The sequence below is a fragment of the Streptomyces sp. NBC_00503 genome (genome assembly GCF_036346895.1).
In the GTDB taxonomy this organism is placed as follows: Bacteria; Actinomycetota; Actinomycetes; order Streptomycetales; family Streptomycetaceae; genus Streptomyces.
Genome location: NZ_CP107855.1, coordinates 2,019,006 through 2,038,259, shown reverse-complemented (window position 1 = coordinate 2,038,259; position 19,254 = coordinate 2,019,006). Strand labels below are relative to the sequence as shown.

Genomic DNA, 19,254 nt, shown 5'->3' with positions numbered 1-19,254 from the left:
AGGATCGGGGGCGTGGCAGATTCAGCATCGAAGAAGACCGACCAGCCGACCGCAGCGGACCGCCCCCGCCTGATGCTCATGGACGGGCACTCCCTGGCGTACCGGGCGTTCTTCGCGCTGCCCGCGGAGAATTTCACCACTGCGACGGGGCAGCCGACCAACGCCATCTACGGGTTCGCCTCGATGCTGGCGAACACGCTGCGCGACGAGGCGCCCACGCACTTCGCGGTGGCGTTCGACGTCTCCCGCAAGACGTGGCGCTCGGCGGAGTTCCCCGAGTACAAGGCGAACCGCTCCAAGACCCCCGACGAGTTCAAGGGGCAGGTCGAGCTGATCGGCGAGCTCCTCGACGCGATGAGCGTGCCGCGGTTCGCGGTCGACGGCTTCGAGGCCGACGACGTGATCGCGACGCTGGCCACGCAGGCCGAGGCCCTCGGCTTCGACGTCCTCATCGTCACCGGTGACCGGGACTCCTTCCAACTGGTCTCCGAGCACACCACCGTGCTCTACCCGACCAAGGGCGTCTCCGAGCTGACCCGCTTCACCCCGGAGAAGGTGGAGGAGAAGTACGGCCTCACCCCCCAGCAGTACCCGGACTTCGCAGCGCTGCGCGGAGACCCCTCCGACAACCTCCCCGGCATCCCGGGCGTCGGCGAGAAGACCGCCGCCAAGTGGATCACCCAGTTCGGGTCGTTCAAGGAGCTCGTCGAGCGCGCCGAGGAGGTCAAGGGCAAGGCCGGGCAGAACTTCCGGGACCACCTGGAGGCCGTGAAGCTCAACCGCGTCCTGACCGAGATGGTCAAGGACGTCGCCCTGCCCAAGACCCCCGCCGACCTGGCCCGCGCGCCCTACGACCGCACCGCCGTCACCACCGTCCTGGACGTGCTGGAGATCCGCAACGCCTCGCTGCGCGAGCGGCTGCTCGCCGTGGACCCCGGCGCGGCCGAGGAAGAGGCCCCTGCCCCGGTGGCCGCCGTGGAGCTGGACGCCTCCGTACTGGGCGCCGGCGAGCTCGCGCCCTGGCTGGCGAGCCACGCGGCCGGCCCGCTGGGCGTCTCCACCGTGGACAGCTGGGCGCTGGGCACCGGAGGCGTCTCCGAGATCGCGCTGGCCTCGGCCGGCGGCGCTGCCGCCTGGTTCGAGCCCTCCGCGCTGGACGAGGCCGACGAGCAGGCCTTCGCGGCCTGGGCCGCCGACCCGGCCAGGCCGAAGGTGGTGCACAACGCCAAGGCCCTGATGCGGGTCTTCCCGGAGCAGGGCTGGACGCTGGCCGGGGTCGCCATGGACACCGCGCTCGCCGCCTACCTGGTCAAGCCGGGCCGCCGCTCCTTCGCCCTGGACGTGCTGTCCATGGAGTACCTGCACCGGGAGCTGGCGCCCGCCGCCGCCGACGGGCAGCTCGCCTTCGGCGCCGACGACACCGCCGAGGCCGAAGCCCTGATGGCGCAGGCCCGTGCCGTCCTGGACCTCGGCGACGCCTTCGCCGTCAAACTGCCCGAGGTGGGCGCCGCCGAGCTGCTCCACGACATGGAGCTGCCGACGTCCGAGCTGCTGGCCCGGATGGAGCGGGCCGGCATCGCCGCCGACCAGGCGCACCTCGAAGCCATGGAGCAGCAGTTCGCCGCAGCCGTGCAGCAGGCGGTGAAGGAGGCGCACGCCGCGGTGGGCCACGAGTTCAACCTCGGCTCGCCCAAGCAGCTCCAGGAGGTCTTCTTCGGCGAGCTGGACCTGCCGAAGACGAAGAAGACCAAGACCGGCTACACCACGGACGCGGACGCGCTGGCCTGGCTGGCCACGCAGACCGACCACGAACTCCCGGTGATCATGCTTCGCCACCGGGAGCAGGCCAAGCTGCGCGTCACCGTGGAGGGCCTGGTCAAGACGGTCGCCGCCGACGGCCGGGTGCACACCAGCTTCAGCCAGACCGTGGCCGCGACCGGACGCCTGTCCTCGACCGACCCCAACCTGCAGAACGTGCCGGTGCGCACCGACGAGGGCCGCGCGATCCGCCGCGGGTTCGTCGTCGGCGAGGGCTTCGAATCCCTCATGACCGCCGACTACAGCCAGATCGAGCTGCGCGTCATGGCCCACCTCTCGGAGGACGAGGGCCTCATCGAGGCGTTCTCCACCGGCGAGGACCTGCACACCACCGTCGCCTCCCAGGTGTTCGGCGTGGAGCGGTCCGAGGTCGACGCCGAGATGCGGCGCAAGATCAAGGCCATGTCCTACGGTCTGGCCTACGGGCTCTCAGCGTTCGGCCTCGCCCAGCAGCTGAACATCGAGCCCGGCGAAGCCCGCGGCCTGATGGACACCTTCTTCGAGCGGTTCGGCGGGGTCCGGGACTACCTGGGCCGTGTCGTCGAGGAGGCCCGCGCCACCGGGTACACGGCCACGGTCTTCGGCCGCCGCCGCTACCTGCCCGACCTCAACAGCGACAACCGGCTGCGCCGCGAGGCCGCCGAGCGGATGGCGCTGAACGCGCCGATCCAGGGCACCGCCGCCGACATCGTCAAGGTCGCGATGCTCCGCGTGGACAAGGCCATCGTCGAAGCCGGGCTGAAGTCGCGGATGCTGCTCCAGGTCCACGACGAAATCGTGCTGGAGATCGCCCCGGGCGAGCGCGAGCGGGTGGAGGAGCTGGTGCGCCGCGAGATGGCCGCCGCCGTCGACCTCCGCGCCCCGCTGGACGTGTCCGTGGGCGTCGGCCCCGACTGGGAGTCCGCCGCGCACTGATCCGCGTACCGGCCCGTCCCGCGACGCCCGTCCCCTCTCTACGGAAGGGGGACGGGCGTCCGCGTTTCCTCGTGGCTGCCCTCGTGCAGGTCCCCGTTCCCGTTCGCCGGGCGCCGGCCGCCGCGGTGGCGCAGCCGCACGAGGATCCCGTACAGCAGCAGGGCCACGGCCAGGCCGGCGCCCGCGCCGAAGCAGACGGTCGGGATGATGTCGAGCGGGGTGCGGATGCGGTCGTAGAAGGTGAAGAAGCGAAGCACGCGCAGGGTGACCCCGGCCGCCACGCACACCGTGATCAGCAGGACCGCTCCCCAGGCCTCCGCCCGCCCGAGTACGGGTACGGACGGCGGCGCGGGGGAGCGCGGCAGCCGGCGCAGGGCCGTCACCGTGAACCAGACCAGGGTGCAGGCGGCGATCGCCGAAGTCCCGTACTGGAGGTACGAGTAGAGGGGCAGGCCGAAGGCGCGCACGGCGACGAGGCCGGGCAGTGCGTCAGTACCCCACCGGCCCGGGTGCGTGAAGCTGTCCCACACCACGTGGGTGAGGGAGCCGGCCACCGCCGAGAGGTAGAACCAGAGCGCCAGCGAGGGCAGTTCACGGCCGCGCCAGTCCTCACCCCGCAGGAGGGCGTGGGCGCGGCCCCGCCAGGAGCGGGGCAGGAGAGCGATCAGGGGCTCGCGCAGGAGCAGCCAGCAGGCGGCGAAGGCGGCCGTCAGCACGGCGTCGGCCGTCACCGTGCCGACGAGCGAGTGCGTGAACCCGCCGTACCGCGTGAGCCCCGAGACCACCGCGTCCGCGAAGTAGAAGGTGTCGGGCGCGAACGAACCGAGGACCAGCGCCGAGGCGACGAGCGGCCCCCGGGCGCGACCGGTCCGGCGGATGGCCGGAAGTACCGCGGCCGCGTGGCTGAGAGTGAACGGCATGACACCTCGTCGGGGCTGTTCGAACAGTGCGCTCAGTATGGGTGACCTGCCCGACTCGTGGGGAAGTCGTGAATTCCGGACCGCGATGCGTGCCCTGCGCAGGGAGTTGACGTAGGGTCACGCGCACTTCTAGGGGTAGGGGGTCCGGCTCATGGGCGTTCGGATACGGATACCGGCACGGGCAACGGTACGGGCATCGGTACGGAAGCCGGCGGGGGCGGGTGCCCGGATCGGACGGGTGGTGCGCGGCGCGGCCGCCGTCCTCGTCTCCGCTCTCGTGGCCGCCGTGATGACCGCCTCCCAGGGGCCGGAAGCGGGCCCCCGCGAGGAGACGGCCGCGGAGCCCGGACCGCAGGCCGGTCCCGGGGCCGACGGATCCGCCGGGGACGGCTCCTGGTTCACCGCCCTCCCGCCGCTCGTGAGCCCCGAGCCGCCGGCCGTACTGCTGGCCGAGGACGCGCCCGTGCCGCCCGCGCCGCCGACCCCCGGACCAGCCACGGGCAACCAGCCCGTGGCCATGGGCGGGGGGCCGGGCGAGCAGGGGATACCGGCCACCGTGCTCGCCGCGTACCGGCGCGCGGAGCAGGCGGTCGGCGCGAGCGACCCGCGGTGCGGGCTGCGCTGGCAGCTCCTCGCGGCGATCGGCAAGGTCGAGTCCGGGCAGGCGCGCGGCGGCCAGGTCGATGCCGCCGGTACGACGCTGCGGCCGATCCTGGGGCCCGTGCTCGACGGCAACGGCTTCGCGAACATCTCCGACACCGACGGCGGGGCCTACGACGGCGATGCCCGGTACGACCGGGCGGTCGGGCCGATGCAGTTCATCCCGTCCACCTGGGCCGCGTGGGGCCAGGACGGCAACGGCGACGGCAAGCGCGACCCCGGCAACGTGTACGACGCCGCGCTCGCCGCAGGGCGCTACCTGTGCGCCGGCACCCGCGACCTGCGGGTGGACGCGGACCTCGACCGGGCGGTGCTGTCGTACAACCAGTCCGACGCGTACCTGCGGACGGTGCGCTCGTGGTTCACGTACTACCTGAAGGGGACGCACGAGGTCCCGGACAGCGGCGGCGGCGTTGGCGGCGGCACTCCGGCGGGGACGTCTCCGAAGCCGACGCCCAAGCCGACGCCCAAGCCGACGCCTGCACCTACGCCCAGCCCCACGCCCGTGCCCACCCCCACGCCCACGCCGAGCCCGACTCCTACGCCGACTCCTACGCCGAGCCCGACTCCTACGCCCACCCCGGAGCCGAGTCCCACTCCCACGCCCAGCCCCTCGCCCACCCCGGAGCCGACCCCCACTCCGTCGCCCACGCCCACCCCGACTCCCACGGCGACCCCTTCGCCTTCGGCCACCCCGTCCCCGTCCCCGAAGCCGACGCCGAAGCCCACGCCCACCCCGTCGCCCACCCCCACGCCGTCCGCAGCGACCCCGAAGCCCACGGCAACCCCCTGACCCGCAGGGGCCGTCGAAGTGCGCCGCCCGATCGGTGGCGCAAACGGTTCTCATCTGTCACCCGCATTGCTACGGTGCCACCGCCCTGACGACCAATCAGATTCCGGAGGCCCCGGCATGCGCGCAATCGTCGCCGCCGCCAGCGGTCTCGTCCTCGCGGCGCTCCTCGTCTTCGCCATCACGGCGACGGGGGCGCCGGAAGGCAAGACCTCACCGAAGCCCCTGCTCACCACCGCGCCCGCCGCGCCCGGAAAGTAGAGGAGGGCCCGGCCATGCGACGCAGAGCAAGCCTCGTCCTGCTAGCCGTAGCCGTGTTCCTGGCAGCTCTCTCACCGCTGCTGCGCTGGTACGCGTACCCCAGGCTCGCGAAGATCCCGCCGAACCAGTACCAGGAGATGGTGCTGGAGGCGAAGGACGCGACCCTCGTCGACTACGCCACCCTGCAGCCGAAGAAGGTCGACAAGGTCACCATCGTCCAGACCCTGAAGGGCAACGTCGAGGCGTCCAAGGAGATCGAGGCCAGCGCCGGCAAGGACGTGGTGGTCTGGGACACGCTGAGCTACATCATGGGCCCGGACGGGAAGATGGTCTCGCAGATACCCGAGCGCTACATCTTCGACGCCCACTCCCAGGACCCGGTGCACGCCACCGGCGAGATGGTGGACGGCGACCCGGTCAAGCGCGAGGGCATCGAGTTCAAGTGGCCCTTCTTCACCGAGCCGCGCGACTACCTGTACTTCGACGCGCAGACCCGTACCTCCTCGCCCATCCACTACGTCGGACCGCGCAAGTTCAAGGGCATGGACGTCTACTACTACGAGCAGACCGTCCCCTGGACGAAGGTCACGCTGCCCAAGAAGATGCCGATCGAGGGCATCGACCCGGCGACCTTCGAGCAGGCCACGGGAACCAGCATGTGGTACACGGTCAAGGCGATGTTCTGGGTCGACCCGGTGACCGGCGCGCCCGTCAACGCCGAGCAGCAGATCCAGCAGGAGATGCGCGGCGGCAGCATCGCGGGCAGTGCGCCCGACGGCAAGCTGACCGTCTTCGCCGGGGACGTGAAGATCCGCGAGGACTACAGCGACGCCACCGTCGCCCTGGTCAAGTCGAACCGGACCAAGGTGCTCGCGCTGCACACGTACGCCCCGATCGGCCTGGCGGCCGCCGGGCTGGTGCTGTTCGGGCTCGCGCTGTGGCTGGAGGCGCGCGGCCGGCGGCCCGAGGAGGACCCGGTCGCCTAGCGTTTCAGCCGGGCGTTCGTGTGCCGGGTGGGCTCGGCGGTCGCCGGGTCCTCCGGCCACGGGTGCTTGGGGTAGCGTCCGCGCAGCTCGGCGCGGACGGCGCGGTAGCCGCCCTGCCAGAAGGACGCGAGGTCGGCGGTGACGGCGGCCGGCCGGCCGGCGGGGGACAGCAGGTGGACGAGTACGGGCACCCCCGCGATCCGGGGGGTCTCGGCCAGTCCGAACAGCTCCTGGAGCTTCACGGCGAGTACGGGCTGCCCGTGCTCGGAGGCGTAGTCGACGCGGATCCGGGAGCCGCTGGGCACCTCGATCCGCTCCGGAGCCAGCTCGTCGAGCCGGGAGGCCTCGCCGGTCGCCCAGGGCAGCAGCCGGTTCAGCGCCTGCCCGGCTTCGATCCGGCCGAGGTCGGAGCGGCGGCGGGCCCGCGACAGCTCGGGTTCCAGCCAGTCGTCGGCCCGCTCCAGCAGGGCGGAGTCGTCGGACACGTCGGGCCAGGCGCCGCCGAGGGTGCGGTGCAGGAAGCCGAGCCGGGCCCGGAGCGCTTGCGAGTCCGGGGTCCAGCGGAGCAGGCCGAGGCCCTCGGAGCGGAGGCCTTCGAGCAGGGCGGCCCTGACCAGGGCCCGGTCGGGGTCGCGCAGGGGCCGGGCGGCGAGCTCGATCGCGCCGAGGCGTTCCACGGAGCGGGCTACGAGGTCTCCGTCCTCCCAGTGCACCTCCTCGCCCGCGAGGAACAGGTGGTCGGCGGCCGCCCGGGCGGTGTCCTCGTCGAGGACGGCTCCCAGCCGGACGCGGGCGGACGCGGAGTGCGGTGGCCTGTCGGCGACGGCCACGGCCAGCCAGGGTGCGCTGCGCAGCCCCGACCCTTCGCCGAGCTCGGCCGCCGTGCCGTTGGCCATGAGGAAGGCTCCTTGCCCCTTGGCCTTCGCCACCCGCTCCGGGAACGCCAGGGCTGCGACCAGCCCGGCGGCGGCGTCGTCGGGGAGGTTGCTTTCCCCCACCCCGCCCCTTCCCGAAACCGGGGCTCCGCCCCGGGCCCCGGACGTGCGCTGCGCGCCCGTGCCCTCAAACGCCGGGCGGGCTGGATATTGCCGCGCAGCGGCAATATCCAGCCTCGCCGGCGCTTGAGGCGCGGGGTCCGGGGCGGAGCCCCGGGAATCGGGAAGGGGCGGGGCGGGGGAGAGCCCCGCAGGGTCCCGTTCGGTCGCGGCCCGCTCCAGGCGGCGAGCCTCCGCGCGCCAGCGCGACGCGTACGGGTCGCCGCCCGCCAGGGCCCGGCGCCGGGCGGCGGCCAGATCGTCCCCGTACTCCCGCGGCGGCTCCTCGCTCAGCAGGGCCACCAGTTCCGCCGCCCGCCGGGGGCCCAGCGCGGCGGATCCGTCCAGCAGGGCGCGGGCGAGGCGCGGGTGCAGGCCCAGGCGGGCCATCCGCAGCCCGCGCGGGGTCGGCCGGCCCGCCGGGGTCACCGCGCCCACCGCGAGGAGCACCTCCCGGGCCGCAGCCATCGCTCCGGCCGGCGGCGGGTCGAGCAGCGCCAGTCCGGTCGCGTCGGGGTCGCCCCAGCAGGCGGCCTGGAGGGCGAACTGCGCCAGGTCCGCGATCCGGATCTCGGGGGAGGGGAAGGAGGGGAGGCGGCCGTCCTCGGCTTCGGCCCAGCAGCGGTACACCGTGCCCGGGGCCTCGCGCCCGGCGCGGCCGGCGCGCTGGCGTCCGGCCGCGCGGGAGGCCCGTACGGTCGCCAGCGCGCCCAGGCCCCGCGCGTGGTCCACCCGGGGTTCGCGGGCGAGTCCCGAGTCCACGACGATCCGTACGCCGGGCACGGTCAGGCTGGATTCCGCGACGGCGGTGGACAGGATGATCCGGCGGTGGCCGGCCGGGGACAGGGCCGCGTCCTGGACGGCGGCGGGGGCGCGGCCGTGGATCTGGAGGATCTCCGCATCGGCTCCGGCGAGCTGCCCTGCGACCCGGGCGATCTCGCCGACTCCTGGGAGGAAGCACAGGACGTCGCCGGAACGTTCCGCCAGCGCCCGCCGCACCACCGAGGCCACGTGCGCCAGCTGAGCCGGGTCCACGCGCATCCCGTGCGGCGGCCGCACCGGCCGGGTGGGCGGGGCCCACACCGTCTCCACCGGGTACGAGATGCCCGCGGCCTCCACCACGGGGGCGCCGCCCAGCACCCTTGACCATCCGGCCGCGTCGGTGGTCGCCGAGGCCGCGAGGAGCCGTAGCTCCGGGCGCAGGGTTTCGCGTACGTCCAGGAGGAAGGCGGCGACGGTGTCGGCGTCCAGGTGCCGCTCGTGGCACTCGTCCAGGACCACCAGGTCGACGCCGGTCAGTTCCTGGTCCCGCTGGAGGCGCTGGAGCAGGACGCCGGTGGTCACGACCTCGACCACCGTGTGCGGGCCGGCCACCCGTTCGCCGCGCACCGTGAAGCCCACCGAGGCGCCGACCTGCTCGCCCAGCAGCCAGGCCATCCGCCGGGCCGCGGCGCGGGCCGCGATCCGGCGGGGCTCGGCGACCACGACCCGGCGGCGGGGGCCGTCCCCCACGAGCCCCGCCAGCACCAGGGGCACCAGCGTGGTCTTGCCGGTGCCGGGCGGGGCGCACAGGACGGCGGTGCCGTGGGCGTCCAGCGCGGCGACGAGCTCGGGCACCGCTTCCCGTACGGGAAGGGAGTCGAGGTCGGCCGTGCGGGGCGTAGGCGTGGGCGGGCGCGTCATGCGCTCAGTCTCGCTCGCAGACGAAGATCGCCGTACCGGGGATCAGGTTGCCGCGCAGCGGGGACCAGCCGCCCCACTCCTGGCTGTTCCAGGCGGGCCACTCCGGCTCGACCAGGTCGATCAGGCGGAAGCCGCCCGCGACCACGTCCCGTACCCGGTCGCCGAGGGTGCGGTGGTGCTCCACATATACGGCGGCGCCCTCCTCGTCCTGTTCGACGTAGGGGGTCCGGTCGAAGTAGGAGGCGGCGACGGAGAGGCCCTCGGGGCCGGGCTCGTCGGGGAAGGCCCAGCGGATGGGGTGGGTGACGGAGAAGACCCATCGGCCGCCGGGGCGCAGGACGCGGCGCACCTCGCGCATGACGTTCACGGGGTCGGCGACGAAGGGGACGGCCCCGTACGCGGAGCAGGCGAGGTCGAAGGAGCCGTCGCGGAAGGGGAGCCTTCCGGCGTCGGCCTCGACGAGGGGGACGTCGTCGCCGATGCGCAGGGCGTGCTGGAGCTGGCGGTGGGAGAGGTCCAGGGCGACGGGCCGGGCGCCCTGGGCGGCCAGCCAGCGCGAGCACTGGGCGGCGCCGGCGCCGATTTCCAGGACGTCCTTGCCCTTGAGGGCGGCGGCGGGGCCCAGGAGGGCGGCCTCGGCCTCGTCCAGGCCCTCGGGACCCCAGACGAAGCGGTCGTCGCCGAGGAAGGCGCCGTGCTCGCTCTGGTACTCGTCGGCGTTGCGGTCCCACCAGCCCCGGCTGGCCCGGCTGCTCTCCGCTTCCCCCGCGTCACGGCGGGTGGCCTCGGCGTCGTCCCCGGCGTCCGTTCCGGCTTCGTACGCTTCTTCGGGGGCGTAGTCCTCTTGGTTCATGGGGCCCGTCGTCGTAGTCTGCGAATGTCTGGCGAATGTCTGCGAAAAGTGGGCTGGAGGGGCCATCGGCGCCCGCCTGCCCACGAATTGTGCCGGTAATGCGGCGATCCGCCCGGGGTGTGCGCCTTCGCGCATTGACCCTGTCCGGCTGCCCCCGTATGCTACAAGTTGCGCTGCGAGCCTGTGCTCCTCAGACCTAGCAGGCTGCGCTTGTATCTGTTGATGACCCCTCGGTTTTCGAGGCCCCCACCCCGCGTTTCGCGGAACTGGGGCTTCCTTGGCTGTCCGGCTTCTTCGGCAGATGCCGATAAGGGCTCCCGGCGTAGCAGTACCTACGACTTTCTGTCCGTAACCGGAGCCCTTACCCACATGACGAGCAGCACCGAGACCACCGCCACCACCCCGCAGGTTGCGGTCAACGACATCGGTGACGAGGCAGCGTTCCTCGCCGCGATCGACGAGACGATCAAGTACTTCAACGACGGCGACATCGTCGACGGCGTCATCGTGAAGGTCGACCGTGACGAGGTTCTCCTCGACATCGGTTACAAGACCGAGGGCGTCATCCCGAGCCGCGAGCTCTCGATCAAGCACGATGTCGACCCGAACGAGGTCGTCAAGGTCGGCGACGAGATCGAGGCTCTTGTTCTCCAGAAGGAGGACAAGGAAGGCCGTCTGATCCTGTCCAAGAAGCGTGCGCAGTACGAGCGCGCCTGGGGCACGATCGAGAAGATCAAGGAAGAAGACGGCATCGTCACCGGTACCGTCATCGAGGTCGTCAAGGGTGGTCTCATCCTCGACATCGGCCTCCGTGGCTTCCTTCCGGCTTCCCTCGTCGAGATGCGTCGCGTTCGCGACCTCCAGCCCTACGTGGGCAAGGAGCTCGAGGCGAAGATCATCGAGCTGGACAAGAACCGCAACAACGTGGTCCTGTCCCGCCGTGCCTGGCTCGAGCAGACCCAGTCCGAGGTTCGCCAGACGTTCCTCACCACCCTGCAGAAGGGTCAGGTCCGCTCCGGCGTCGTTTCCTCGATCGTCAACTTCGGTGCCTTCGTGGACCTGGGTGGCGTCGACGGTCTCGTCCACGTCTCCGAGCTGTCCTGGAAGCACATCGACCACCCGTCCGAGGTTGTCGAGGTCGGCCAGGAAGTCACCGTCGAGGTCCTCGACGTCGACATGGACCGCGAGCGTGTCTCCCTGTCGCTGAAGGCGACGCAGGAAGACCCGTGGCAGCAGTTCGCCCGGACGCACCAGATCGGTCAGGTCGTCCCGGGTAAGGTCACCAAGCTGGTTCCGTTCGGTGCGTTCGTCCGCGTGGACGAGGGCATCGAGGGTCTGGTCCACATCTCCGAGCTGGCCGAGCGCCACGTGGAGATCCCGGAGCAGGTCGTCCAGGTCAACGACGAGATCTTCGTCAAGGTCATCGACATCGACCTCGAGCGTCGCCGGATCTCGCTGTCCCTGAAGCAGGCCAACGAGTCCTTCGGTGCCGACCCGGCCTCGGTCGAGTTCGACCCGACCCTCTACGGTATGGCTGCCTCGTACGACGACGCGGGCAACTACATCTACCCCGAGGGCTTCGACCCCGAGACCAACGACTGGCTCGAGGGCTTCGACAAGCAGCGCGAAGCCTGGGAGGGCCAGTACGCCGAGGCGCAGACGCGCTTCGAGCAGCACCAGGCCCAGGTCATCAAGAGCCGCGAGGCCGACGAGGCCGCCGCTGCCGAGGGTGCGGCCGCTCCGGCCGCGGGCAGCAGCAGCAGCGCCGGTGCGGGCATCTCGGGTGGTTCGTACTCCTCCGAGGGTGCGGACGAGACCTCTGGCGCCCTGGCGTCGGACGAGGCCCTGGCCGCGCTCCGCGAGAAGCTGGCCGGCGGCCAGAGCTGATCGCAGCAGCGCAGCCTCAGCGTGAGCTGAGCTGAGTTGATGTTCAACGGTGAGGCCCGTCCCCTTCGGGGGGCGGGCCTCACCGCGTTGTACGGGCCCGGCACGGAAGGCCGTAGGAGAGCACGCGGGAACCCGACGGTTCCGCGCGAGTTCCCGCGAATACGGCCAACTGGGGAATGGTGACGGTCCCTTGGACGTTCTTGGCAGAGAACGCGGCGAGGAGGAGTGGTGACGGTGCTTGATCCACAGGGTTTGTACGAATGGGACGCCAAGGGCCTGGCGGTGGCCGACCTGGCGCTTGCCCAGGACTCGGCCGGGCTGGTCATGCTCTACCACTTCGAGGGGTACATCGACGCCGGTGAGACGGGCGAGCAGATCGTCGAGCGGCTGCTCGACACGCTGCCCCACCAGGTCGTGGCCCGTTTCGACGCGGACCGCCTGGTCGACTACCGGGCGCGCCGCCCGCTGCTGACCTTCCAGCGCGACCACTGGACCGACTTCGAGGAGCCCCTCCTGGAGGTGCGCCTCGTCCAGGACGCCACGGGTGCGCCGTTCCTGCTGCTGTCCGGCCCCGAGCCGGACGTGGAGTGGGAGCGCTTCGCCGTCGCCGTCCGCCAGATCGTCGAGCGCCTGGGCGTGCGGCTCTCCGTGAACTTCCACGGCATCCCCATGGGCGTTCCGCACACCCGGCCCGTCGGGATCACCCCGCACGGCAACCGGACCGACCTCATGCCGGGCCACCGCAGCCCCTTCGACGAGGCGCAGGTACCGGGCAGCGCGGAGTCGCTGGTGGAGTTCCGCCTCGGCCAGTGGGGACACGACGTACTGGGCGTGGCCGCCCACGTACCGCACTACGTGGCGCGCTCCCCGTATCCGGACGCCGCGCTGACGGCCCTGGAGGCGATCACGGCCGCGACCGGACTGGTCCTGCCGGCGGTCGCGCACGGCCTGCGCACCGAGGCCCACCGCACCCAGACGGAGATCGACCGGCAGATCCGGGAGGGCGACGAGGAGCTGGTCAGCCTGGTGCAGGGGCTGGAGCACCAGTACGACGCGGCGGCCGGAGCCGAAACCCGCGGCAACATGATCGCGGAGCCCGCGGAGATCCCCTCGGCGGACGAGATCGGGCGCGAGTTCGAGCGCTTCCTGGCGGAGCGCGAGGGCGAGGGCTGACGGCCGCCGGCCGGCGGCCTTGGCCTGACGCCGGCTGGTCGCGCCCCGGGGGCTGTACGAGGTCCAGGGCGCGGGGGTTAGTCTGCCGGGCATGTTGAAAGTTGGTCTGACAGGCGGAATCGGCGCCGGCAAGAGCGAGGTCTCGCGACTGCTGGCGGGGTACGGGGCGGTCGTGGTGGACGCCGACCGGATCGCGCGGGAGGTCGTCGAGCCGGGCACACCGGGGCTCGAGGCCGTCGTCGCGGCCTTCGGGGAGTCCGTGCTGGGCGTGGACGGGGCGCTGGACCGGCCGAAGCTGGGATCCATCGTCTTCGCCGACCCGGCGAAACTTCAGGTCCTCAACGGGATCGTGCACCCCCTGGTCGGGGCCCGGTCCGCCGAGCTGGAAGCGGCCGCCGTGGCCGCGGGACCGGACGCGATCGTGGTGCACGACGTACCGCTGCTCGCGGAGAACGGGCTCGCGCCGCTGTACGACCTGGTCGTGGTGGTGGACGCGGCGCCCGACACCCAGCTGGCCCGGCTGACCGCACTGCGCGGGATGGCCGAGGAGGAGGCACGGGCCCGGATGGCCGCGCAGGCCACGCGGGAACAGCGACTGGCCGTGGCCACGCTCGTCATCGACAACGACGGGCCGCTTCAGGCGCTGGAGCCGCAGGTGCGCAAGGTGTGGGAGGAACTCACCGCACGGGCGGCGGCGGTGCCGGGCTCCGGCGTCGGCGCATGAAGAGGGCACCCGCGGAATAGCGGGCGGGGCGGGGGGCGTTGAACGCGCCTGTAGAGGGAAGGAACAGACCGTGTCCGACACCACGCCGCAACTCCCGTCGCCGTCTCCGTCGCCCGAGACGCACGTCATCGACTACCGGGCCGCCGAGCAGCTGCTCGCCGCCCGGGACCCGCGTGGCGCGGTGAAACTGCTCGACTCGGTCATAGCCGCCCACCCGGAGAACACGGCGGCCCGGCTGCTGCGCGCCCGCGCCTTCTTCGCGGCGGCCCAGCTGCGTCCGGCGGCGCTGGAATTCGAGCTGGTGCTGGAGCGGGAGCCGGACAACGCCTTCGCCCACTTCGCGCTGGCCCGCACCCACGAGCGCGCGGGCCGGCCGGAGCAGGCCCGCAAGCACTTCCGGCTGGCGGCGGCCCTCGACCCGCAGCCGGACTACCTGGCTGCTGCCCGCTTCGACGAATAGCCCACCGTCGCCGTAGGGGCTACCGTCTCGGGGGCTCGTACGGGGGGATCTCCGGGCCCGGCTGGTAGTGCGGGCCCTGGTGGATGTGGTGGAGCACCACGGCCAGATCCACGGCGGCGAGTACGGTGACGCCCGCGCAGACGGCCGCCCACCCGGGCCGGTCGGCGAGCGAGAACACCGCGGCCCCGGCGGCGGACCAGATCATCCCCCACACGCTCAGCCACAACCGCAACCGCAGCGGACTGCGCGCGGTCACCGGCTCGTTTCCGCTTCGCATGACCATCGCCTCACCTCCATGGTCCCACTGCCCAGCCCGGGGCTCTTTTCAGCCCGTCCGGCGTTTGAGGACCGGGTCGGCAAACGCGCAGCTCAGCCGCATTGTCAGTGCCCGCACCTAGACTCGACGGCAGACGGGATTCGTCTGATCCGATCGCGAGGGGGGAGGGAACGCCATGACCACGCGAACACCGGCGGAACCATCCGCCCTCCTCCGCCACGCCGCCGTGTTCCTCCCCGCCGCCGTCCCCCGGGAGAGCCGCGTCGCCTTCTGGGCCCCCGAAGGCGACCCCCTGCCCGAGGCGGGCTCGCCGCTGCCGCTCACCGTGGTCCGCCCGCACGGCGACGGCGTCCGCAGCCGGACCGTGCCGGCCGTCACGCTGACGGTCACTGCCGCCCTGCCGCTGCTCGTCCGCGCGGTCCGCATCCCCGCCGCTCATCCCGCGACCCGGGCCTGGGGGACCGCCGCCGTGCAGGCTCTGACCCTGGTGGCCCGCGGCCGCCTGCTGCCCGGACTGACCCCCGAGGGCATGGATGCCTGGCGGGCCGGTCCGCTGGACGCCGAGGACATCGGGTACCTGCGGGCCGTGGCCGCGGCCCTGCCCCACGAGGGGTACGCCACCCCGCTCGCCGGCCGCCGCCCGCTGCACCTGCCCGAACCGGAGGCGTTGGTCCGGGCGTTCCTCGACGCCGTCGCCGACAGCCTGCCCCGGACCCCGGCGGCGCCCTTCGCCGCGGGCCGCCCGTTCGCCGCCAGGGAGCCGCAGCACGTTCCGGGGATACAGGAGTGGGCCGCACAGGTCGCCTCCGGGGCCGACACCGGGGTCGGCATCTCGCTGCGCCTCGACCTGTCGTCCTTCCGGCTCTTCGACGAGGCGGAGGCCGATGAGGACGGAGCCGCGCACGGGGAGGGCCTGCGCCGGGCCGGAGCCGCTGTGGTGCAGGTGCACAGCCTCGCCGACCCGACCCTGGTCACGGACGCCTCGACGCTGTGGGCGGGCGCCGCAGCGGCCGGCTTCGGCCCCCGCGCGCGGATCGACGCCGTGCTCGCGCTGCGCCGGGCGGCCCGGGTGTGGCCGCCGCTGCTGCGGCTGCTGGACCAGCCGGTCCCCGATGTCCTGGCCCTGTCGGATCCCGAGCTCGAAGACCTGCTGGGCCGGGCCGCGATCCGGCTGGCGGAGGCCGGGGTCCTGGTCCACTGGCCGCGCGACCTGGCCCGTACGCTCACCGCCAGCGCGGTCGTCCGGTCCACCGCGCCCGGTTCCGCCACCGACGGCACCGCATTCTTCGACGCCCAGCAGCTGTTCGCCTTCTCCTGGGAGCTGGCGCTCGGCGGCGACCGGCTCACCCCGGGGGAGATGGACGCTCTCGCGCAGGCCCACCGGCCCGTGGTGCGGCTGCGCGACCAGTGGGTGCGGGTCGATCCGGAGCTGGTGCGCAAGGCGCGCAAGCGGGAGCTGGGGCTGCTGGACCCGGTGGACGCGCTGGCCACCGTACTGACGGGCACCGCCGAGGTGGACGGGGAGCAGGTGGCCGCGGTCCCGGTGGGGGCGCTGGCCGCGCTGCGGGAGCGGCTGACCGGGGAGCTGGCCCCGTTGCCGCAGCCGGCCGCGCTCAAGGCCACCCTGCGCGACTACCAGGCCCGCGGTCTGGCCTGGCTGGACCTGATGACCTCGCTGGGTCTGGGCGGTTGTCTCGCCGACGACATGGGCCTGGGCAAGACGGTCACCCTGATCGCCCTCCACCTGCACCGCGACCGCCCCGAGCCGACGCTCGTCGTCTGCCCGGCCTCGCTCCTGGGCAACTGGCAGCGGGAGATCGAGAGGTTCGCGCCGGGTACCCCGGTGCGCCGTTTCCACGGGGCCGGCCGCAGCCTCGAGGGACTGGAGGGCGGATTCGTCCTCACCACCTACGGGACGATGCGCGCGGGAGCGGCCCGGCTGGCCGAGCAGCCCTGGGGCATGGTCGTCGCCGACGAGGCCCAGCACGTCAAGAATCCGCATTCGGCGACCGCCAAGGCGCTGCGCACCATCCCGGCTCCGGCGCGGGTGGCGCTGACCGGTACCCCGGTGGAGAACAACCTGTCCGAGCTGTGGGCGCTCCTCGACTGGACCACGCCGGGGCTGCTGGGGCCGCTCACCGCGTTCCGGGCCCGGCACGCCCGGCCCGTGGAGCACCAGAACGAGGAGGACGGCGGCAACGAGGCGGCGGTCGCCCGACTGGCCGCGCTGGTACGGCCGTTCCTGCTGCGGCGCAAGAAGTCCGATCCGGGGATCGCGCCCGAGCTGCCCCCGAAGACGGAGACCGACCACCCGGTGTCCCTCACCCGCGAGCAGGTCTCCCTCTACCAGGCGGCGGTGGACGAGGCGATGGCCGTGATCGAGGCGAGCGAGGGCATCGAGCGGCGCGGCATGATCATGAAGCTGCTGGGCTCGCTCAAGCAGATCTGCAACCATCCCGCGCAGTATTTGAAGGAGGAGCAGCCCCGGATCGCGCACCGCTCCGGGAAGCTGGCCCTGCTGGACGAGCTGCTCGACACGATCCTCGCCGAGGGCGGCTCGGTGCTGGTCTTCACCCAGTACGTGACGATGGCCCGGATCATCGACCGGCATCTCGCCGCGCGCGGGATCTCCCGTCAACTGCTGCACGGCGGGACGCCGGTGGCCCGTCGCGAGGAGCTCGTGGACCGGTTCCAGGCGGGCGAGAGCCCGGTCTTCCTGCTGTCCCTCAAGGCGGCGGGCACCGGTCTCAACCTGACCCGGGCCGGCCATGTCATCCACTACGACCGCTGGTGGAACCCGGCCGTCGAGGAGCAGGCCACCGACCGTGCCTACCGCATCGGCCAGACCCAGCCCGTCCAGGTCCACCGGATCATCGCCGAAGGCACAGTGGAGGACCGGATCGCCGAGATGCTGGAGGCCAAGCGGGCGCTGGCCGATGCGGTGCTCGGCTCCGGCGAATCGGCGCTGACCGAGCTGACCGACCGCGAGCTGGCCGACCTCGTCTCCCTGCGCAGGCCCGTGTGATCACCGCGCGGGACGACCGCCGCCGCACCTTCGAGACCGTGCCGCCCGGGGTGGAGGCCGTCAGCTGGTGGGGCCGGGCCTGGGTGGCGGCCCTCGAAGCCGGGGCCCGCGACGGGGGCCGGCTGGCCCGGGGGCGCACCTACGCGGCCGAGGGGCACGTGGATGCCGTCACCATCACGCCGGGCCGGATCGTGGCCTACGTACGGGGCAGCCGGCCGCGCCCGTACCGCACCGAGCTGTCCCTGCCGGCCTTCGTGGACGCCGAATGGCGCGAGCTGCTGGAGTCGGTCGCGGCCGACCCGACGGCGCTCGCCGCGCTGCTGGAGCGGGAGGTCCCCGAATCGCTCGCGGAGTCGGTGCTGCCCGGGGCGGGCGAGCTCGTGGCGCGCTGCTCCTGCCCGGACGTAGCCCGCCCGCCGTGCAAGCACGCGGCCGCGCTCTGCTACCGGGCGGCCCGCCTCCTGGACTCCGACCCGTTCGTGCTCCTGCTGCTGCGCGGCCGGGGCGAGCGGGAGCTCCTGGAGGAGCTCACCCGTCGCAACGCCGCCCATGCCGCGCGCGAACAGCCCGACACGGCACCGGACTTCCCCGGTGTGCCGGCCCGGGCCGCGCTCGCCCGCGCCGCCGTGGCACTGCTTCCCGCCCCGCTCGCCGCGCCCGCCGCAGTCGGGCTGCCGCCCGCCTATCCGGCGGATCCCGCCGCTCCGGATCCGCTGGCCCTGGACCAGCTCGCCGGGGACGCGGCCGCCCGCGCCCTGGCCCTGCTCACCACCGGCGAGGATCCCCTCGGGGGCCTGACCCGCTGGCAGGACGCGGTCCGGCTGGCATCGGCGCACCACACCGCCGGGCTCACCGGCGCCGCCCGCGTGCTCTACCGGGACCTGGCCCGCGCCACGGGGCGCAGCACCACCGACCTCGCCCGGGGCGCGGCGGCCTGGCGTCAGGGCGGACTGCCCGCGCTGATCGCGCTGGAGGAGCCGTGGGATCCGCCGGCCGGCCCCTTCGACCGGGCCCGCCCGGTGCTGCTCGCCGCGGCCCAGGGTTCCTTCCGCCCCGACCGCAACCGCCTCACGGCCGCCACCCGCCAGCTCCGCCTGGGCCGCGATTCCCTCTGGTACGCCTACGAGTCGGGGCCGGGTCCGGACGACTGGTGGCCCACGGGCCGGCCTTCCCCGGACCCGCTCACGGCGCTCCGGCGCTGAGCCCTGCCGCCCAGCTGTTCAGGGTGGCGAAGTCGGCGGTGCGCAGGCCCTGTCGGGGGTGGATGCGCAGGAGCAGGGCCGGGGCCGGGTGGTGGGCACGGACCCAGGCGCGGTCGCGGGGGGTGATCATGTCGTCCACCCAGGCGAAGGGCCGGCCGGCCGCCCAGTCGACGAGGTGGCGGGTCTTCCAGGAGAGGCCGTCGGGGTCGCGGGCGAAGAGTTCCGGCCATTCAATGACGGGAAGATCAGCGGGAAGTCCTATGTGCGGGGCAATCATCGTGTTGGCCTCGTGGGTCCAGGCGGTGGCCCAGGTGAGTTCGTAGGGCAGGGCCAGCAGGCGGGCGCCGTGGGTCGGGTGGAGGCGTACGCGCGCGCCCCGTCGGGCGCGGCGGGAACCCGGTGTGCGGTAGGACATCCAGACGGTCGGCCACATCCGGTGTCCGGTGTATCCGCGCAGACCGGCGAGGCGGGACTTGAACGGATTGAGGGGGCCGTCGACGTCGAGGAGCAGCAGGGGGCGAGTCATGAAGTAGGGATTACCCAGTACACGATGGAGTGAAATGCCTACCGGCTCTATAACCCGAAC

15 protein-coding genes are annotated in these 19,254 nt (G+C 73.1%); 10 read left to right on the top strand and 5 right to left on the bottom strand.

Translation table 11 applies throughout. The features are described 5' to 3' along the window. Positions 1–12 precede the first annotated feature (12 nt). Entirely contained in the window at positions 13–2,733 is a 2,721-nt protein-coding gene (gene polA / locus OG490_RS09490) for a DNA polymerase I (protein ID WP_330295834.1), read from the top strand. Positions 2,734–2,771: 38 nt separating this feature from the next. On the opposite strand, the gene OG490_RS09485 is transcribed toward polA, so the two are convergent. After that, on the bottom strand, positions 2,772–3,653 hold the full coding sequence (locus OG490_RS09485) for a DUF4184 family protein (RefSeq protein WP_330295833.1): 882 nt from the start codon (positions 3,651–3,653) through the stop codon (positions 2,772–2,774). A gap of 238 nt (positions 3,654–3,891) precedes the next feature. Here OG490_RS09485 and OG490_RS09480 point away from each other — a divergent pair, with 238 nt between their 5' ends. The 3 genes from OG490_RS09480 (at position 3,892) to OG490_RS09470 (ending at position 6,350) form a co-directional block, all read left to right on the top strand. After that, entirely contained in the window at positions 3,892–5,106 is a 1,215-nt protein-coding gene (locus tag OG490_RS09480) for a lytic transglycosylase domain-containing protein (RefSeq protein ID WP_330295832.1), read from the top strand. Between the two features lie 117 nt (positions 5,107–5,223). Continuing rightward, positions 5,224–5,364, top strand: a complete 141-nt coding sequence (locus OG490_RS09475; RefSeq protein WP_327307299.1) for an SPW_0924 family protein — start codon at positions 5,224–5,226, stop codon at positions 5,362–5,364. 14 nt (positions 5,365–5,378) lie between these two features. Beyond that, on the top strand, positions 5,379–6,350 hold the full coding sequence (locus tag OG490_RS09470; protein WP_330295831.1) for a DUF3068 domain-containing protein: 972 nt from the start codon (positions 5,379–5,381) through the stop codon (positions 6,348–6,350). Here the strand turns inward: OG490_RS09470 and OG490_RS09465 are convergent. After that, positions 6,347–9,067 (bottom strand): ATP-dependent RNA helicase, encoded by a 2,721-nt coding sequence (locus OG490_RS09465; protein WP_330295830.1) that lies wholly within the window; start codon positions 9,065–9,067, stop codon positions 6,347–6,349. The two genes, OG490_RS09470 and OG490_RS09465, sit on opposite strands and share 4 nt — an antisense overlap. Positions 9,068–9,071: 4 nt before the next feature. Beyond that, positions 9,072–9,920 carry a class I SAM-dependent methyltransferase gene (locus tag OG490_RS09460; RefSeq protein ID WP_330295829.1) on the bottom strand — a complete coding sequence of 283 codons (849 nt, stop codon included), beginning with the start codon at positions 9,918–9,920 and terminating at the stop codon, positions 9,072–9,074. Positions 9,921–10,289: 369 nt separating this feature from the next. Between OG490_RS09460 and rpsA the strand changes: the two genes are divergently transcribed. From rpsA to OG490_RS09440, 4 genes are all read left to right on the top strand, one after another. Next, a complete protein-coding gene (rpsA, locus tag OG490_RS09455) occupies positions 10,290–11,807 on the top strand; it encodes a 30S ribosomal protein S1 (RefSeq protein ID WP_243338283.1) in 1,518 nt (505 codons plus the stop codon). Positions 11,808–12,041: 234 nt separating this feature from the next. After that, the gene (locus OG490_RS09450) at positions 12,042–12,980 is read left to right on the top strand and encodes a PAC2 family protein (RefSeq protein WP_330295828.1); all 939 of its coding nucleotides are present in this window, start codon (positions 12,042–12,044) and stop codon (positions 12,978–12,980) included. A 91-nt stretch (positions 12,981–13,071) separates the two neighbouring features. Then, positions 13,072–13,704 carry a dephospho-CoA kinase gene (gene coaE, locus OG490_RS09445; protein ID WP_330295827.1) on the top strand — a complete coding sequence of 211 codons (633 nt, stop codon included), beginning with the start codon at positions 13,072–13,074 and terminating at the stop codon, positions 13,702–13,704. 70 nt (positions 13,705–13,774) lie between these two features. Then, entirely contained in the window at positions 13,775–14,164 is a 390-nt protein-coding gene (locus tag OG490_RS09440; RefSeq protein WP_330295826.1) for a tetratricopeptide repeat protein, read from the top strand. 19 nt (positions 14,165–14,183) lie between these two features. Here OG490_RS09440 and OG490_RS09435 read toward each other — a convergent pair whose 3' ends face one another. Next, positions 14,184–14,441, bottom strand: a complete 258-nt coding sequence (locus OG490_RS09435) for a DUF6343 family protein (protein WP_330295825.1) — start codon at positions 14,439–14,441, stop codon at positions 14,184–14,186. Between the two features lie 175 nt (positions 14,442–14,616). Here OG490_RS09435 and OG490_RS09430 point away from each other — a divergent pair, with 175 nt between their 5' ends. Further along, entirely contained in the window at positions 14,617–17,466 is a 2,850-nt protein-coding gene (locus OG490_RS09430; RefSeq protein ID WP_330295824.1) for a DEAD/DEAH box helicase, read from the top strand. Continuing rightward, on the top strand, positions 17,463–18,668 hold the full coding sequence (locus OG490_RS09425) for an SWIM zinc finger family protein (protein ID WP_330295823.1): 1,206 nt from the start codon (positions 17,463–17,465) through the stop codon (positions 18,666–18,668). Before OG490_RS09430 ends, OG490_RS09425 begins: the two co-directional genes overlap by 4 nt. Here the strand turns inward: OG490_RS09425 and OG490_RS09420 are convergent. Continuing rightward, positions 18,649–19,194, bottom strand: coding sequence for a hypothetical protein (locus OG490_RS09420; RefSeq protein ID WP_330295822.1), 546 nt, complete (start codon positions 19,192–19,194; stop codon positions 18,649–18,651). The two genes, OG490_RS09425 and OG490_RS09420, sit on opposite strands and share 20 nt — an antisense overlap. Positions 19,195–19,254 lie beyond the last annotated feature (60 nt).

What these genes read in the sequence shown, in the direction of transcription:
- OG490_RS09475 (WP_327307299.1), top strand. Translation starts at nt 5,224, where the DNA reads ATGCGCGCAATCGTCGCCGCCGCCAGCGGTCTCGTCCTCGCGGCGCTC.
- OG490_RS09460 (WP_330295829.1), bottom strand. Translation starts at nt 9,920, where the DNA reads ATGAACCAAGAGGACTACGCCCCCGAAGAAGCGTACGAAGCCGGAACG.
- OG490_RS09435 (WP_330295825.1), bottom strand. Translation starts at nt 14,441, where the DNA reads ATGCGAAGCGGAAACGAGCCGGTGACCGCGCGCAGTCCGCTGCGGTTG.
- OG490_RS09430 (WP_330295824.1), top strand. Translation starts at nt 14,617, where the DNA reads ATGACCACGCGAACACCGGCGGAACCATCCGCCCTCCTCCGCCACGCC.
- OG490_RS09470 (WP_330295831.1), top strand. Translation starts at nt 5,379, where the DNA reads ATGCGACGCAGAGCAAGCCTCGTCCTGCTAGCCGTAGCCGTGTTCCTG.
- OG490_RS09420 (WP_330295822.1), bottom strand. Translation starts at nt 19,194, where the DNA reads ATGACTCGCCCCCTGCTGCTCCTCGACGTCGACGGCCCCCTCAATCCG.
- coaE (WP_330295827.1), top strand. Translation starts at nt 13,072, where the DNA reads ATGTTGAAAGTTGGTCTGACAGGCGGAATCGGCGCCGGCAAGAGCGAG.
- OG490_RS09465 (WP_330295830.1), bottom strand. Translation starts at nt 9,067, where the DNA reads ATGACGCGCCCGCCCACGCCTACGCCCCGCACGGCCGACCTCGACTCC.
- OG490_RS09485 (WP_330295833.1), bottom strand. Translation starts at nt 3,653, where the DNA reads ATGCCGTTCACTCTCAGCCACGCGGCCGCGGTACTTCCGGCCATCCGC.
- rpsA (WP_243338283.1), top strand. Translation starts at nt 10,290, where the DNA reads ATGACGAGCAGCACCGAGACCACCGCCACCACCCCGCAGGTTGCGGTC.